The sequence below is a fragment of the Fibrisoma montanum genome, assembly GCF_003583365.1.
Taxonomy (GTDB): Bacteria; Bacteroidota; Bacteroidia; order Cytophagales; family Spirosomataceae; genus Fibrisoma; species Fibrisoma montanum.
In genome coordinates, this window is the sequence record NZ_QXED01000008.1 from 152,864 (window position 1) to 167,594 (window position 14,731).

The following is a 14,731-nucleotide window of genomic DNA, read 5'->3' on the forward strand; positions in this document are numbered from 1 at the left end:
AGTCAATTTGTTTCTGATTAAAAAGCGAGCAAAAATGTATAAAAATAATATTTTCAAACTTTTTGTTAAATTGTTTGAAAAATAAAATACCTTTGTTTCGTCAATGTGCAGTTGAAACGATGGAGACGAAAACAGAGGGTTCAAAAACTGATCAGAAACGCCGGGCCATCCGGCAGGCAGCCGCCGAGTGCTTTGCCCGCTACGGCTACGATAAAACAACGCTCGACGACATTGGTAAAGCGATCCGGCTCAACAAGGCGTCGCTCTACTATTACTACAAGAACAAGGAGGAGCTGTTCATCGACGTCGTGCTGCAGGAAAGCGCGGCTTTCATGAGTGATCTGATGGCCAAGGTCGCTACGATCGATGAGCCCACCGAACAGATCAGTACGTACCTGACCGAACGGCTTCGCTACTACAAGCAGGTGCTTAATCTGCATAGCCTGTCCATTGAGAACCTCCAGACGCTGGAACCTCAATTTGAACAGCTCTACGCCGGTGTGCTCCAGCAGGAACTGGACTTCCTCGAAACGCTGATGCGCAAGGCCATTCCGCCCACCGAAGACGCCCGCCAACTGGCCAGCCTGCTCTTGACCGTTGCCGATGCGCTGAAGTATAAAGCCGTTCGTGACGCCGGATTCGGCTCTACGCAGGCGATTGATTACTCCCAGGTTGAACACGAAACAGGCCTATTAACCAAACTTATCATAAACGGAATAAACGCATGAAAACAGTATTGATTACCGGAACTTCGTCGGGCATTGGTAAAGCCACCGCCCGCTATTTCGCGGAAAACGGCTGGAACGTAGCCGCTACGATGCGGACACCGGGCAAAGAGACTGAGTTGGCAAAACTGCCGAACGTAAAGCTGTTTCGCCTGGACGTAATGGATGCCGACAGTATTCGTCAGGCCATTGCCGATGCACGGGCGGCTTTCGGAGGCATCGACGTCATCGTCAACAATGCCGGCTACGGTGCCATCGGGGTATTTGAAGCCGCCACGCCGGAGCAGATTCAGCGCCAGTTCGACACGAACGTTTTTGGGGTCATGAACGTCATCCGGGAAATTCTGCCTTATTTCCGGGAGAAGCGCAGTGGCACTATCATCAACGTAACGTCGATGGGCGGCCTGATTACCTTCCCGATCTACAGCATCTACCACGGTACCAAATGGGCAGTGGAGGGCTTTGCCGAAGCGCTGTCGTTTGAGCTGCGCCCATTCAACATCCGGGTCAAAAACGTAGAGCCGGGGGCTATCAAAACTGATTTTTATGATCGCTCGCAGGACATTCTGAAAAAAGACGGGTTGACTGCCTACGACGAGTACGTTCGGGTAACGCTGGCCAACACCCAGAAAGAAGGCGAAAACGCGCCGGGTCCGGAGGTAGTCGCCAAAACGATTTTCCAGGCCGCCAACGATCGCAGCTTCCGGCTCCGTTACGTAACGGGCAGCAGCCAGACCAGCGCCCTGCTCACGATGCGCCGTCTGATTCCCCTATCGTGGTTCCATACTCTTGTTCGCAACGTTGTCGAGAAAGGCTACAAAGCCCCGGCGATGAACGTGGGGCAAGGGGCATAGGAAACAGCCTCACCTTTGCCCCAGGCGCACTACAACCCCAGATAATAATCATAGCCGCGCTCGGCCCAGAAATCGCGGGGACGCGTATCGCTGAAAAAAATTCGGCCGATGCGTTTCAGGTTCTTTACGCCGTATTTATGCGGAATCAGCAACCGGACGGGTGCACCATGCTGGTTGTTAATCGGCTCGCCGTTCAATTCGTAGGCCAGCAGGGTTTGCGGATGCATGGCGCTCTCCATGTCGATACCGACGTAGTAGCCTTTATCGGGCGTTTCCATACCAACGAATTTGTACAGATCGTCGGTAGTGTCCGGGCTGGGCGCTTTGCCGCTTCGGGTACCGAGTTGGTAGCGTTCCATAAAATCCGAGAACCTGACCCCACTCCAGTGCTGAATCTGGCTCCAGCCTTCCACGCATTTAAAATCATAAACCAGTTCCTGCCGGGGCAGCGCCTTTACGTCGTCCATTGTTAGCAGCAGTGGTTCCTGTGGTTCTCCGTTACTGCCTTGTCGATCAATCTGGAGTTTCCAGTCATCCGGCAAAGGCGTCCGTAGCCCGTCGAAACCGTTTACGCGGGGAACACGGGCCGCGGCTTCGACCGGATAGGTCCTGACCAGGTGGTTACTGCTGAAATACGTACTGGCAATGTCCTCGTTTACATCGAGCACTTTCCGAAGCGGCTTGCGGATTCCGGCCAGGTTCGGGCTGTTCTGAATCCAGGTGTACACGCCTACTGGTACTACCGAGGCCAGGGCAAACCAGCCAAACGCTTTCAGTGTACGGCGACGGATCACTGACTCCGGCAGATCGCTTTCGGGCAAATCAGGCTCATTTGTTGCTTTCATGACAGGGCGGGTTGAAGAGGAGTACTGTCGGGACGGGGTTCGGTGGGCGCAGGGTCGTCCGTTGGACCGGGTTCGGGCGTAACGTCGGTCATGACCGGTCGTTCAGGATCGTTCGATTTCACCACTTCAAAACCCGTAACCATCGACTGAAAGTTTTGCCAGCCCGCCCGGATCACCTGCCCGATATGAATAACGAAAAACAGTACGTAGCCGATCGTAAGCGCAAAATGAATCAGCCGAGCAGTTTTGTAGCCGCCCATGAGGGCTGTCAGCCAGTAAAACTGCGTGGGTTTATAAATCGCGTAGCCAGTCAGTACCGAACCGACGCCCATCAGCATGATGGAAAAATACGCGATTTTCTGCGCTCCGTTGTACTTGATGAACGGCGGTTGATCTTTCCGCAGGCCCAGGTCGTACAGCGTTACGTGAATAGCCTCCCGAAACGAATTCCGACCAGGAACCAGGTGCCGCCACTCGCCGGAAATAAAGGTGTAACCAACGTAGAGCAGACCATTCAGCAGGAAGATCCACATGAATACGAAGTGCCAGGCCATGCCTTCGGCCAATCGACGCGACAGCTTCAGGGCCTTATAAAACCCATCGGGAAAGAACGATACGAGCGTCCAGTCGCCGAGCTGAATCTTGTACGGATCGTAGGCCCAGTAAATCAGCAGGCCGCTCCAGATCATGATGCCCAGCACGGGAAAGTTGACCCAGTGAAACCAGCGGATGGCTAATGGATGCTTATGAAGGATGCGTCGTTTCATGGTATTGACCGGCTGGGATGTCTGACGAACCAATATACTGATTTAGTAACTACGTCGGCCCCAGGCTGGTTAGAATCCCCATCCAGCCGGCAACGTTTAGCGTTAGTTGGTCCGGCTTGCTTCTTCAGCGGCAATCTTCAGGTCGGTGGCAGAAATTCCTTCGAGAGCCATGCCATAGCCAACCTGCTCCAGAAAATCACGTTTCAGGCTCTGCGTAAACATCGACCGCATGAAGCGCCGGGTCAGGTCCGGGATGGTCAGCAACTGGCGGGCAGTTTCATACGCCCGATTCATCAGCGCCGTGTTGTCGGGCAGTACCTCGGCCACCAATCCAAGCTGCCTGGCTTCCTGAGCCGACAGTTTTTGCTGGGTGTATAGAAAATACTTAGCGCGGTACTCCCCTAAGGCTTTTGCCCAGACGGTCTGCACGCCGTCGCCGGGAACGATACCAAACGCCAAATGCGGAAAGTCCTGAAAATAGGCGTGTTCGGAAGCGAGCAGTACGTCGGCTGTCAGTGCGTATTCGGAGTGAACCGTGGCAGGGCCATTGATAGCAGCAACAACGGGAACGTTGATGTCCAGCAGGTTCTGCAACACTTTCTGCCCTTCCCACCAGGTGTTATACCATTCGCGCGGGTTAGTGATATCGCCAAGGCTGGGACCGTCGATCTGCGCAAACCACTCATCGCCGGTGCCGGTCAGAATGACCACTTTATTGGCCCGATCGCGGCTGATCTGAAAGAACGCGTCGACAAATTCCGTATGATCTTTACCCGTGAAGACAATAGGGCCGCCGTTGGTTGTAAACCGGACTTCCAGAATGCCGTCGGTAGTGCGGCTCAGGTGCAGATGTTCGTATTTGGTGAAGTAATCCGGTACACTCGTTTGCGGAGCGGGGGTTGTGGCGGAGGAATTCATGGCTGTACTAAGTTTGTTTTGTTATGAGCTTGTTTACTCCTGCCATCGAATGACATTACGTCGTCAGATGGTGAGCGTTTGATACGTTAAGCCTCAACGGCTTCTAATTCCGGCGCTACGGGGAAGTCAATGGCGATCTGGGTGATGTTGTGCAGGTAGTTCGACAGCACTTTGTCGGCCACCAGCGAAATCAGGTCGATCAGGGCAGCCTGATCGTAGCCCAGCGCGAAGAAGCGGTCGAGCAGCAACGGCGACGGGTGGCCATGTGTCCGTTGAATCTCAGCGGCCAGGTTCGTCAGTACGTTCAGTTTTTCGTCGGGGTGAGTTCCGGCGCGGAGCTGCAGAATTTCATCGTCGGAGAAACCGTTCATCTTGCCCAGGGCCGTATGCGCCGACTGGCAGTACCGGCAGCCGTTCACCTCACTGACGGCCAGGAAGATCGCTTCGCGTTCTTTGGCCCGGAACGCCCCTTTGGCCTGTCCTTGCTGAAAACTCAGGTAATTGGCCAGCGTAGCGGGCGAATGCCCGATGTACGCATAGAGATTGGGGGTAAACCCGAGCGCCTTCTCCAGGCCGGCGAACATAGCTGCGCTGTCCGGCTTTGCGGTTTCTTTTGTGGGGATCGTGTACTGTGCCATTGTCGTGGTTATTTGATTGGTTGATTGACATGGCAAAGTTGCAGCCGCTCCGGCCCGCAAAGAATGGCGGCAGTTCCCGGCTTGTTATCAATTCTTCCCGATCAGCGTCGCTTTGAGCTGTTCTTTGAATTCCGTGGGAGCCGCGCCCGTCTGTTTCTTGAAAAATCGGCTGAAATGCGCCACCTCCTCAAAGCCCAGTTCGTAGGCGACTTCCTTCGTCGATTTATCCGTGTACATCAGCAGCCGCTTGGCTTCGAGGGCAATGCGGCTATGAATAATCTGCAAGGGATTCGGGAAGCGATACAGGGCAAACAGGTTCGACAAGGTTTTGGGCGACTTATTCAGCAGATCGGCGTAGTCGCTCACGGCGTGCAGATTCCGGTAGTTGTTCTCAACCAGCAGGTTAAATCGCCGGACAATATCAAAATCTTTCTCGTTGACATCCGGCTCCAGATACTGCTCCCTAGCCAACCGGGTCAGTTTAATGATCAGGCGCTTGGTGAGCATTCGCAGCATCTCGCCCTGAATCGTATCCTTCGTCGTAAATTCGTCTTCAAATACGGCCAGGAGTGCCTCAAACTTTCGTTCTTCGACCGCATCCAGCTGTAGAAACATCACGTCCTTGACACCGTAAAACAAAAAACCAACGCACGAAACTTCCTTGTCGTGGTCGACAATGCAGTAAAACTCCCGATCAAACTGCCACGCGATGATGTTAGATGACTGATCGATCCGGTACGACTGATTAACCATCAGCGGCACGATGGACTGCGCCGGAAACAGGTACTCGACGCTATCAATAACGATACGTTCCGCCGGTCCGACGTTCCAGGCGATGGTCAGCAACCGCTCCTGCCGGGCGGTCCGATCCCGGAAGAAAAACCGGTCAATGGAAGACTCATAGCGATGCAGCCGAAGGGTACCGCCCGTATGTACATCGTGGAATTCGTAACGCATACGTAAACCTATGACAACTGATTATTCAGCACTGCTCCAGACGATCCGCCAGTTCATTGCACTCACGAACAAGGAAGAAGCGGTTGTTACGTCGTTGTTTAAACCGATGGTTTTGCCGACCGATGGCTATTTCCTCCAGGCTGGTGACGTATGCCGATACGCCGGCTTCGTTACGCAGGGTCTGCTCCGGTACTACGTCCTCGACGATGGTGCCGAACACACCTACGACTTTTCACCCGAACAAACGTTCGCGAGCAATTACGAAAGTTTCCTGACGCAGACGCCCTCTTCCCGTTTTATTCAGGCTATCGAACCAACCACGCTGCTGGTTATCAACTTCAACAACCTGCAACGACTGTATGATTCCATTGGCGAAGGTCAGAAATTTGGCCGGTTAATCGCCGAGCATCTGTTTGTCGGGATGCTTCAGAAATTGACGTCGTTTTACCAGGAAACGGCTGAAGAGCGCTACGAAACGTTTCTCCGCTCCTTTCCAACGCTGCAGGAGCGCATCCCGCAGTACGTAGTAGCCTCCTACGTGGGCATCAAACCGCAGTCACTTAGCCGAATCCGGGCGGCCCGGGCCGGCAAACTGTACTGACTGTTCTTCACCCAGGTGAATGCATCGCTTACGGCTGGCGAAGACCTTTGCTTCGTCAAACTAAATCACGAACGACGATGCAAACAAAGCAATTTTCTGGCTGGATCACGGCCGTAGGTTATCTGTTCGGTGCCGGACTGGTGTTCATTGGAGGCCGCTTTCTGCTCGCTCCCGAAGTTGCCGAACGCGGCTACGGTCTGGTTTTCGACCAGCCGACCAATGCGTTTCATTACATCAAAGGCATTCGGGATGTCTTCTCAGGACTACTGTTTATTGGTTTCACAGCGGCCAGGTGGTTTAAACCGCTCGGGGGCGTAACCCTGGCCGGCTCACTGATACCGGTTGTTGATATGCTGATTGTTCTCAGCGACCCACATGCTGTAGCGGGTTCCGAGTGGATTCACGGGGGTACCGCAATAGCCTTATGGGTGTACGGCTACGTTCTGTTTCGCAACGAGCGCAGCACTCATCAGCCTCAATTTGAGCACACAATAACTCACCGACAGGGTCAGTAGAATCAACCCTGCCAATCCCAACTGAGCCGCCGTTGACCAGTTGACGGCGGCCAGCACCATGGCGTTGATTCCGAGTTGCAGCAGGGCATACAAGGCGGATACCCGCAGATGCGGCCATTGCAGCCGGTGAACCAGCAGTTGGAACAGGTGCAGCCGATGGGCCTGGAAGATGTTCTGCCCCAGATACAACCGGTGGAGGATGGTCAGAACGCTGTCGACCCCGTATACCGCCAGCAGCAAAATGGGCAGGTACGTCTGGTGGACGATAATAAATTGGTACAGCATGTACAGGATAATGACCGCGATAGAGACACTACCGACATCGCCTGCGAAGCAAACGGCCTTTCGCCGGGCGTTGAAATACGTGAATACCAGCACGGATGCCAGCACGAACGCAAAAAGCGAATCAGCCGCCAGAACAGGCTGCCGAACCTGCCAGTACCAGAGCGTCCCGACCGTAACAAGGCTATAAAACGCCGTGATGCCATTAATGCCATCCATGAAATTGTAGGCGTTCAGCGTACCCACGCCCACAACCAGCACAATCAGCCAGACCCACGGTTCGGTCGGCCATACGCCCGTTTCGCGCAGCAGGAGCGCTACTGCCACAAACTGTACGCCAATGCGGTAACGATTGGGCAGGGTGTACAGATCATCCAGAAAGCTGATGGCGGCTGCCAGTGTAAGACCCAGGAAAAAATACGGGAACGCAAACTGAGTGTATATGAAAGCACCCAGCGCAGCAATCCAGAACAAAACACCCCCACCCCGTATCGTCTGGGCGGTATGTGAACTGCGCTCATTGGGTTTATCGACGATTCGGAACCGCTCGGCTACCTGGAGGTAGAGCAGTTCGGTACCAAACAGCGCCGTGGTGATAACCAGGTAGAAGGTAAATGTCATACAAACAGGTCAAGTACAGGTCGGGGGTTCCAGTTCAGCCGTTGGCGGGCCGCCTGATCCGAAAAGGTCAGCGAACTCGTCAATTTACGCAAAGCAACCGAATCGAGCGGAAACTTCCGTCCAATCAGAGCATTAACACCGTCGCCCGCACGGGCTACCGCTTTGGCCAGTCCGGTCGGAACGGCCTTGACTCTTGTTCGGCCAACGTATTGAGTAATCATCTCATCAAGCTCCCGAAGGCTGGGATGGTGCCCGTCCGTCAGGTTAAAAACCCCTCCGATTGCAGCCGCCCGGGGTATGATCGTCGCAAGGTCGTCGGCCCGGACCATACTCCGCCGGGCTGCGCCGTCGCCCAGCCGGACGTAGTAGCCGCGCCGGATGGCGGTCATCAGTGCGGCCATGTTGCCGGTAGGTTCTTCAGCTACGACCAGCGGCAGGCGCAGGATGGCAGCGCGAACGCCGGTACGTTGCGCCCACTCCCGGACGAGAGTTTCGGCTTTAATCTTACTCAGTCCATACACCCCGTTGTCCTGCAAAGCCGTATCTTCGGTAAGCCAGTAGCCTTCATCGCGGCCGTAGACCAGCACCGTACTGATATGCACAATAGCCTGGGGCAAGGTCGGCAATCGGTCGAGAGACGCCAGCAACCGGGCCGTGCCCTGTACGTTCACCTGTTCGTACTCGGCCAGTTCCCGACGCCTGCGGGGCACCGAGTGGGCTTTCCCGGCCGCATGAACGACGTAATCAATATACTGTCCCGATAGGTCAGGTACCTCTGCCGCCAGGTTGCAAGAAATGTGCCGATGTCCAAGTGGTTGCCGGCCCACGGTGGTCACTACGTGGTCGGGCGCCAGACCGCGGTGAATATGACTTCCCACATAACCTGATGCTCCGGTCAATAAGACGTTCATATAGTAGCTGGAATGAGCGTTTCAGTCGGTCGTGTCGTCAGTATCTGCCGCGCCATTTGCTGCATAATAATTTTGCGGCCAAACTGCGCCGTAAAGGCTGTTCTCACCTGTAATTTATACGAATTTTCGCGCAATAATCGCACCAGTGTCGTAACATCACCGGGAGCAAACAGCAGGCTGTTGGGCAGGTGTTCCTGCACAAACCGGGCTGCGTAGCCGGCTACCCCGGCAACAATGGGTTTATTCGTGGCACCGTATTCGAACAGCTTCGACGGCAGTACGCGCTCAAACGCAGCCAGGTCATTTAAATGCACGAACAGATAATCGGCAGTCTGATACTCGGCAACCAGGGCATCCCGGCCAACCGGCCGACGAACCTCTACGTTGGTTACACCTTCACGTTGAATGGCGGCTTCCAGTTTATGTTTTGCTCCGCCATCGCCAATAACCACAAACCGGTATCCATCGCCGAGTTGTCGGGCCGCCTGCGGAATGATTTTGTGCAACCCCTGCCCTTCGCCAATGTTACCAGCATACAGCAGCGTCCGAACCTTGGAATGGGTTTTGCCGATGGGAGGCCAGTCAACAAATTCGTCATCAATGCCATTGGTATACACACTGTACGTCGCCTGCCTGAAACCCTCGAAATACGAACGGAATCCTTCGGACACCAGATTAATGTGGGTGGCGTAGCCAAACGTATACTGTTCAACGGCCCGTAAGACCGGGTTTAGCGGTATCCGGATCAGCGAATTCCTGAATACGTCGAGAATCGTTTCCCGGAACAGATCGCGAATATCCAGATACAGCGGAGCGCGCCGTTGCCGGGCCAGGCCAGCGCCCAGAAAGGCGGTAAACAACCGCGACGAGGAAGCAAACACCAGATCGTACGACCGGCCACGGGTCAGTCGGCGGGTTTGCCGATAGTACGCAAGAAAGGACCGAATCTGATCGGCAAGGCCGCTCGCATGAACCGGTACGGGTATTCGATCAATCGTTACGTTTCCGCGCTGCTCATGCGCCGGGGCCTCAGCGCTGAATGACTGATACCGATTGGGCTGCGTCGTAACGATATGCACGGCATCGTCGGGCCCAAGCTGACCGGCCAGTTCGTTAATCAGGGCCGTGTTGCGAAACGACCCGGCACACAGGTCGGGCTCAAAATAAAAGGTCAGGTACAGAATCGTCATGACGGAATGGTTACGGTGGTTTGTAAGGAGCCAGCAAACGGAACAAGCAGACAGTGAGCGGGTTGCCAGCAATTGAACCCCGCAGCCATGGCATAAACCTGGATTGTTGGTTCGCCAACGGCCTCGCCCTGAAACCTGATCTGCACGGACCCAATGGTAACGAGGCCGGATTGACTCTCCGGCAACCAGCGCGGATGAATGTAGAAGCGGGCCACGCCAGTTTTTGCTCCGCTCCCCGTTAACCGATCAAAAACACAAATCCGGCCGGGGGCTGTCATCTGCCAGCTTCGCTGATGGGTCAGCCCGAGTCGCCGGTAGCCGTTGTGCCGGGCCGATAGACGGGTGCCGGTATCGTCGAGCAGGGTTACCCGCGCCCGCCGGCCAACCCGAAACCCGCTCCACATTTCAGACGAATCGGGCGACTCTCCGGAAGCCAGTTGAGGAGTAGCGGTATTGTGTGCCACCGTACTACGCTCCCATTGCCGCCGGTCGCCTATCTGATACGTTGAAGTACCAGGATCAACCAGGACCGGCTGTCCATCGACATACAACAGGAATGAGAACGTATCGGCATGGGCATGACCCGGCTGGTGATCAGGGCCAACAGCGCCAACGTCTACGAAAAGCTCGTATCGACCGTGGCGGTACAGCCGGTATCCACTTTCGCCCAGATGTACGAACGTTGGTACGATACCGGCCTCCAGCGCTTTTCGGCGGAGTTGCGCCGTGGTAGGGGCGATTCCTTCGGCGGCATCATTCACCATCGGCACAGTACCGTTTGAAACGGTAACGGCCCCCAGCCAGCCCAGCATCAACGCGGCTTTCTGATTCAGGAAGGCAAGCAGCGCCGGATCGCCATGCCAGGAATCCTGCCCAACGGCCAGGGCTACGTCCAGCAGCCGGTCGAGCAGGATCTGGTGGTACATCGGACTTCGTTCGTCGTGTCCACCATCGGATAGCACTTGCGTTGTCAGCTCCCGGCGCACGAGTGCCGCTGCGGCACGAAACCAGTGTCGCTGCCGGAAAAACAAGGCACCTATCAGCAGCGCAAAACCATTTTCGAGCAGATGATTTCCGGCCAGATGATACTCCAGCCGCCCCCGCAGCAACGATACCTGCGCGAACAGATGGGCCTGAACAGGTTCGTCCCTGATTTGGTGCCGCGACAGAAACTGGACCCAGTTCATGATGCGCAGGGACGTAGGATACGGCTCCAGCCCATCGCTGATTCGACTAGTCTGGCGGATAAAACTGCGGATCAGTGCCAGTCCGATACCCGTCCGTCCGTCTGGCTGGTTCAGGTAATCGAAATACGTCAGATTGTACGTCCAGAGCTTGCCATTGGCCGCATAGTTCCAGTCAATCAGGCCGGGATCTCCCCAGACAACACTCTGATTGAGAAACGAAAACGCCTGACCTTTGCGGGAAACTGGCTTATCGGCAATTGATACACGAAGCCAGTGAGCAGCCGGAGCTGTTGCCGGCACCCGCAATGCAGTCGCTGGTCTCAATCGGTTCCAGACCTGATACACAACCTGCCGGGCACGCAGATGCTGGACTGTTCGCCAGAGTAGTCCACATCGGCGCATCATACGGCCATTATGGTTTCGGGCTGGTCCATGCTGATTTCTTCGACGGCTACCCAGCGACCCTCGCGCAGACTCCGCAAGGCAGCCAGGGTCGTCTGCGTCGTGTTCACGATCTCGGCAAATGGGATCAACGGTTCGCCACCCGTCCGCAACTGATGCACCAACCGGCTGAATTGTTCGGCATGCCCTTTATCCTGACGGGTTTTCAGTCCGGAAAAGCGCCCGAATCCAAATCCTTTAAGGCTCCGAAAGTTGTCGAGTACCAGCGTTCGTTGCTGCGAATACACCTCGATCCGCTCTTTGGCGTAGGCTTTACTGCCATTGGCGAAGTAGTTAACCACACCCGTTGACCCGTTCTCATACCGCAGCAGCAGTGAGGCCGAATCGGCCGTTTCCGACGGTCGGCTGCCCATCGCGTTCATGCAAACGGCCGCGACGCGGCTCCCGGTCAGGAACGTAATGAGATCAACAAAATGGCAGGCTTCTCCCAGCAGCCGCCCTCCGCCCACAGTCCGGTCATGTACCCAGGCACTGGTCGGCATGAAGCCCGCATTCATAGTCGCGATTACGTTCATCGGCACATCGCCCGACCGCTCTGCGCCGAGCACGGTTTTCATGCGCTGCACATGCGGGGCAAACCGACGATTGAACCCGACCAGCACCGTCCGGCCGCTTTCCTGCTGAGCCGCCACGACTCCGGGCAATTCCTCTTCAAAAATGACCAGCGGCTTTTCGACGAACACATGCTTACCGGCCCGGAGGGCTTCGCTCGTCATGCGGGCGTGGCTGTTGTGCCGGGTTGTGATGATGACAAGATCGACCTCGGGATGCTGGATAACCTGCTGATAATCGGTGGTACTTTCGGCGATCGAAAACTTTTTGGCGAGCAGCGTCCCGTTGAGGCCACCGGCACTGGCAATAATACGAAGGGCGGCCCCCGTTGGCTGTAGCGCAGGAAGCAAGGTCGCCCCCGTGAAATTACCCGCCCCAATGATACCTACGATCGGGCGGTTCTTTGTGTCACCCATCCCGCCGTAGTGATGGTCAGGCAGGAAAATCGTGGTACGTTGCTCCACTGTTTCGGCATACTGAAGCAGCGACGCAATGGAACGCGACTGACCGATCCGGGCGTAAATCTGCTGGTAGTCGGTCAACGGCACAACGTCCGTGATCAGCGGCTTTACATCCAGTTGCCCCGTCGACAGCAGATGCAGGATGGTCTGAAAATTTCGGTTTTCGGTCCAGCGAACAAACGGCAGCGGATAGTCGTGGCCCTGCTGTTCGTAGGCTTCATCGTAGCGACCGGGCCCGTACGAACACGACACCTGGAAGGTCAGTTCTTTTTCGTAGAATTCAGCGCGGTTCAGACTCAGGTCCACGACGCCCACCAGCACGATTCGGCCCCGCTTCCGGCTCATCCGGGCCGCCTGCGAGATGAGTTCATCGCCCCTGGTCGACGCCGTCAGCAGCACGGCGTCGGCTCCCGCTCCGTTTGTCTGAGCCATTACGTAACTAACCACATCCGTGTCGTCGGCCGGCGGTACGGTCTGAATGCCTTTTTCGCGGGCCAGTTGCCGTTTCGTTTCGTCAGGGTCGACACCGATTACGCGGCAGCCGTTGAGCCGGAGCAGATCGGCGGCTAACAGCCCGATCAGGCCCAGGCCGATCACGACTACCGTTTCGCCCAGCGTAGGATTCAGCAGCCGGATGCCCTGCAGGCCAACGGCTCCAATGACTGTAAAGGCGGCTTCCTCATCGCTGACTGTGTCGGGAATCGGGGCGACCAGATGGCGGGGTACACAAACGACCTCCGCATGCGGCCCATTGGACGCCACCCGATCGCCCGGCCGGATGTCCAGTACGCCCTCCCCGACCGCAATCACCTCCCCGGCGTTGCAGTAACCAAGGGGCAGCGGCTGATCGAGCTTTCGGAACACGGCTTCCAGCGTCGGTACGAGTCCATCCGTGCTGATCTTGTCGAACACCTGCTTTACCTTGTCGGGCTGCTGCCGGGCTTTGGCCAGTAAGCTGGCTTTTCCAAACTCAACGAGCATGCGTTCGGTACCCAGAGAAACCAGGCTCCGGCGCGTCCGGATCAGCACCTGCCCCCGCCGAACCTGCGGAATGGGCACGTCTTCGAGAATTGTTTCGCCGGTTTTAAGATTCTGTACAAGCTGTTTCATAAAGCCCCGGCGAGAACGGTTTCAGACGTGGCCCTGATCGTACGTTGGCTGAGGATGTCAGCAATTCTTTCGGCCGCCTGTCCGTCCCACAACGGCGGGATGACACCGGGTTTCGAGCGCCCCGCCAGAATAGCGGCTACGTGTTGCTGAACCGTGTCGGGATTCAGATCGGCCAGTAGCTGATTTGTGCCCAGCTCGACCGTCACGGGGCGCTCGGTACTGTCGCGGAAGGTCAGGCAAGGCACTTGCAGGAACGTTGTTTCCTCCTGGATACCGCCCGAGTCCGTGATCACGATGGCAGCGTGCTCCATCAGATTCAGAAACTCCAGATACCCCTGGGGTTCCAGAAGCTGGCTATTGGGCAGGTTGGCCAGCCGATCCATCAACCCATAACGTACCAGATTTGCCCGGGTACGGGGATGAACCGGGAACACGACCGGCCTATAGCGAGCCGTATCTTCAGCAATCCGGACAAGGTTTCGCAACCCTGCTTCGTGGTCCACGTTAGCCGGTCGGTGCATGGTCATCAGGACGTACTGCCCCGGCGTCAGGCCCAGTGCACCAACGGTATTCAGTGCATTGGATTTTGTCCGGTACTGAAGCAGGGAATCGATCATGACGTTTCCGACAAAATGAACCCGGTCGTCAGCAATGCCTTCGCGCCGAAGGTTATCAAGGCCGGCCTGCTCCGTCACAAACAGCAGATCAGCGAGGTGATCGGTCAGTATGCGGTTGATCTCCTCCGGCATCCGGCGGTCGCCGGAGCGCAGACCGGCCTCAACATGGGCAACCGGAACCCCGAGCCGCACCGCCACCAGCGCACAGGCAACGGTCGAGGTGACGTCGCCGACGACCAGCACCAGGTCCGGCTGTTCAGCAGCCATGACCTCGTCGAACCGGAGCATGATGTCGGCGGTCTGCCGGGTTTGCGTACCGCCCCCAATGCCAAGGTAATAGTCTGGTGCAGGCAACCCAAGCTGCCCAAAAAACACGTCGCCCATGCGGGCGTCGTAGTGCTGCCCGGTGTGTACGATCAGGGACTGAAAGCCCGGTTGCTGGCGGAATGCCCGGTGCAGGGGTGCCACCTTCATGAAGTTAGGCCGGGCCCCTACAATGTTCATAATTTTCATAGATA

At 56.3% G+C, this 14,731-nt stretch carries 15 protein-coding genes; 4 read left to right on the forward strand and 11 right to left on the reverse strand.

The genetic code is table 11. From position 1 onward, the window contains the following. The first annotated feature begins 119 nt into the window (after window positions 1-119). Window positions 120-728, forward strand: a complete 609-nt coding sequence (locus DYU11_RS25045; RefSeq protein WP_119670475.1) for a TetR/AcrR family transcriptional regulator — start codon at window positions 120-122, stop codon at window positions 726-728. Continuing rightward, window positions 725-1,579: an SDR family oxidoreductase gene (locus DYU11_RS25050; RefSeq protein ID WP_119670476.1), complete on the forward strand. Its 855-nt coding sequence runs from the start codon at window positions 725-727 to the stop codon at window positions 1,577-1,579. The genes DYU11_RS25045 and DYU11_RS25050 overlap by 4 nt, the downstream gene beginning before the upstream one ends. A gap of 29 nt (window positions 1,580-1,608) precedes the next feature. Here DYU11_RS25050 and DYU11_RS25055 read toward each other — a convergent pair whose 3' ends face one another. The 5 genes from DYU11_RS25055 to DYU11_RS25075 form a co-directional block, all read right to left on the reverse strand. Further along, window positions 1,609-2,424: a molybdopterin-dependent oxidoreductase gene (locus tag DYU11_RS25055; RefSeq protein WP_119670477.1), complete on the reverse strand. Its 816-nt coding sequence runs from the start codon at window positions 2,422-2,424 to the stop codon at window positions 1,609-1,611. Continuing rightward, window positions 2,421-3,191, reverse strand: a complete 771-nt coding sequence (locus DYU11_RS25060; protein WP_119670478.1) for a cytochrome b/b6 domain-containing protein — start codon at window positions 3,189-3,191, stop codon at window positions 2,421-2,423. The genes DYU11_RS25055 and DYU11_RS25060 overlap by 4 nt, the downstream gene beginning before the upstream one ends. Window positions 3,192-3,293: 102 nt before the next feature. Further along, window positions 3,294-4,109, reverse strand: a complete 816-nt coding sequence (locus DYU11_RS25065; RefSeq protein ID WP_119670479.1) for an enoyl-CoA hydratase/isomerase family protein — start codon at window positions 4,107-4,109, stop codon at window positions 3,294-3,296. An 86-nt stretch (window positions 4,110-4,195) separates the two neighbouring features. Continuing rightward, window positions 4,196-4,747: a carboxymuconolactone decarboxylase family protein gene (locus DYU11_RS25070; RefSeq protein ID WP_119670480.1), complete on the reverse strand. Its 552-nt coding sequence runs from the start codon at window positions 4,745-4,747 to the stop codon at window positions 4,196-4,198. An 87-nt stretch (window positions 4,748-4,834) separates the two neighbouring features. Beyond that, the gene (locus DYU11_RS25075; protein ID WP_119670481.1) at window positions 4,835-5,704 is read right to left on the reverse strand and encodes a helix-turn-helix domain-containing protein; all 870 of its coding nucleotides are present in this window, start codon (window positions 5,702-5,704) and stop codon (window positions 4,835-4,837) included. Window positions 5,705-5,714: 10 nt separating this feature from the next. Here DYU11_RS25075 and DYU11_RS25080 point away from each other — a divergent pair, with 10 nt between their 5' ends. Both DYU11_RS25080 and DYU11_RS25085 read left to right on the forward strand, forming a co-directional pair. Continuing rightward, complete coding sequence (locus tag DYU11_RS25080) at window positions 5,715-6,305, forward strand: Crp/Fnr family transcriptional regulator (RefSeq protein WP_119670482.1); 591 nt, start codon at window positions 5,715-5,717, stop codon at window positions 6,303-6,305. 77 nt (window positions 6,306-6,382) lie between these two features. Beyond that, window positions 6,383-6,820, forward strand: coding sequence for a DUF4267 domain-containing protein (locus DYU11_RS25085; RefSeq protein WP_119670483.1), 438 nt, complete (start codon window positions 6,383-6,385; stop codon window positions 6,818-6,820). On the opposite strand, the gene DYU11_RS25090 is transcribed toward DYU11_RS25085, so the two are convergent. The 6 genes from DYU11_RS25090 to wecB are packed head-to-tail and all read right to left on the reverse strand — an operon-like array spanning window position 6,728 to window position 14,726. Further along, the gene (locus DYU11_RS25090; RefSeq protein ID WP_119670484.1) at window positions 6,728-7,723 is read right to left on the reverse strand and encodes an MraY family glycosyltransferase; all 996 of its coding nucleotides are present in this window, start codon (window positions 7,721-7,723) and stop codon (window positions 6,728-6,730) included. The two genes, DYU11_RS25085 and DYU11_RS25090, sit on opposite strands and share 93 nt — an antisense overlap. Next, on the reverse strand, window positions 7,720-8,634 hold the full coding sequence (locus DYU11_RS25095) for an NAD-dependent epimerase/dehydratase family protein (protein WP_119670485.1): 915 nt from the start codon (window positions 8,632-8,634) through the stop codon (window positions 7,720-7,722). The genes DYU11_RS25090 and DYU11_RS25095 overlap by 4 nt, the downstream gene beginning before the upstream one ends. After that, the gene (locus tag DYU11_RS25100; RefSeq protein ID WP_119670486.1) at window positions 8,631-9,824 is read right to left on the reverse strand and encodes a glycosyltransferase family 4 protein; all 1,194 of its coding nucleotides are present in this window, start codon (window positions 9,822-9,824) and stop codon (window positions 8,631-8,633) included. Before DYU11_RS25100 ends, DYU11_RS25095 begins: the two co-directional genes overlap by 4 nt. Continuing rightward, the gene (locus tag DYU11_RS25105) at window positions 9,821-11,416 is read right to left on the reverse strand and encodes an alginate lyase family protein (RefSeq protein WP_119670487.1); all 1,596 of its coding nucleotides are present in this window, start codon (window positions 11,414-11,416) and stop codon (window positions 9,821-9,823) included. Before DYU11_RS25105 ends, DYU11_RS25100 begins: the two co-directional genes overlap by 4 nt. Beyond that, on the reverse strand, window positions 11,413-13,596 hold the full coding sequence (locus DYU11_RS25110) for a bi-domain-containing oxidoreductase (protein ID WP_119670488.1): 2,184 nt from the start codon (window positions 13,594-13,596) through the stop codon (window positions 11,413-11,415). Before DYU11_RS25110 ends, DYU11_RS25105 begins: the two co-directional genes overlap by 4 nt. Beyond that, a complete protein-coding gene (gene wecB, locus DYU11_RS25115; RefSeq protein ID WP_119670489.1) occupies window positions 13,593-14,726 on the reverse strand; it encodes a non-hydrolyzing UDP-N-acetylglucosamine 2-epimerase in 1,134 nt (377 codons plus the stop codon). The genes DYU11_RS25110 and wecB overlap by 4 nt, the downstream gene beginning before the upstream one ends. Between the last annotated feature and the right edge of the window lie 5 nt (window positions 14,727-14,731).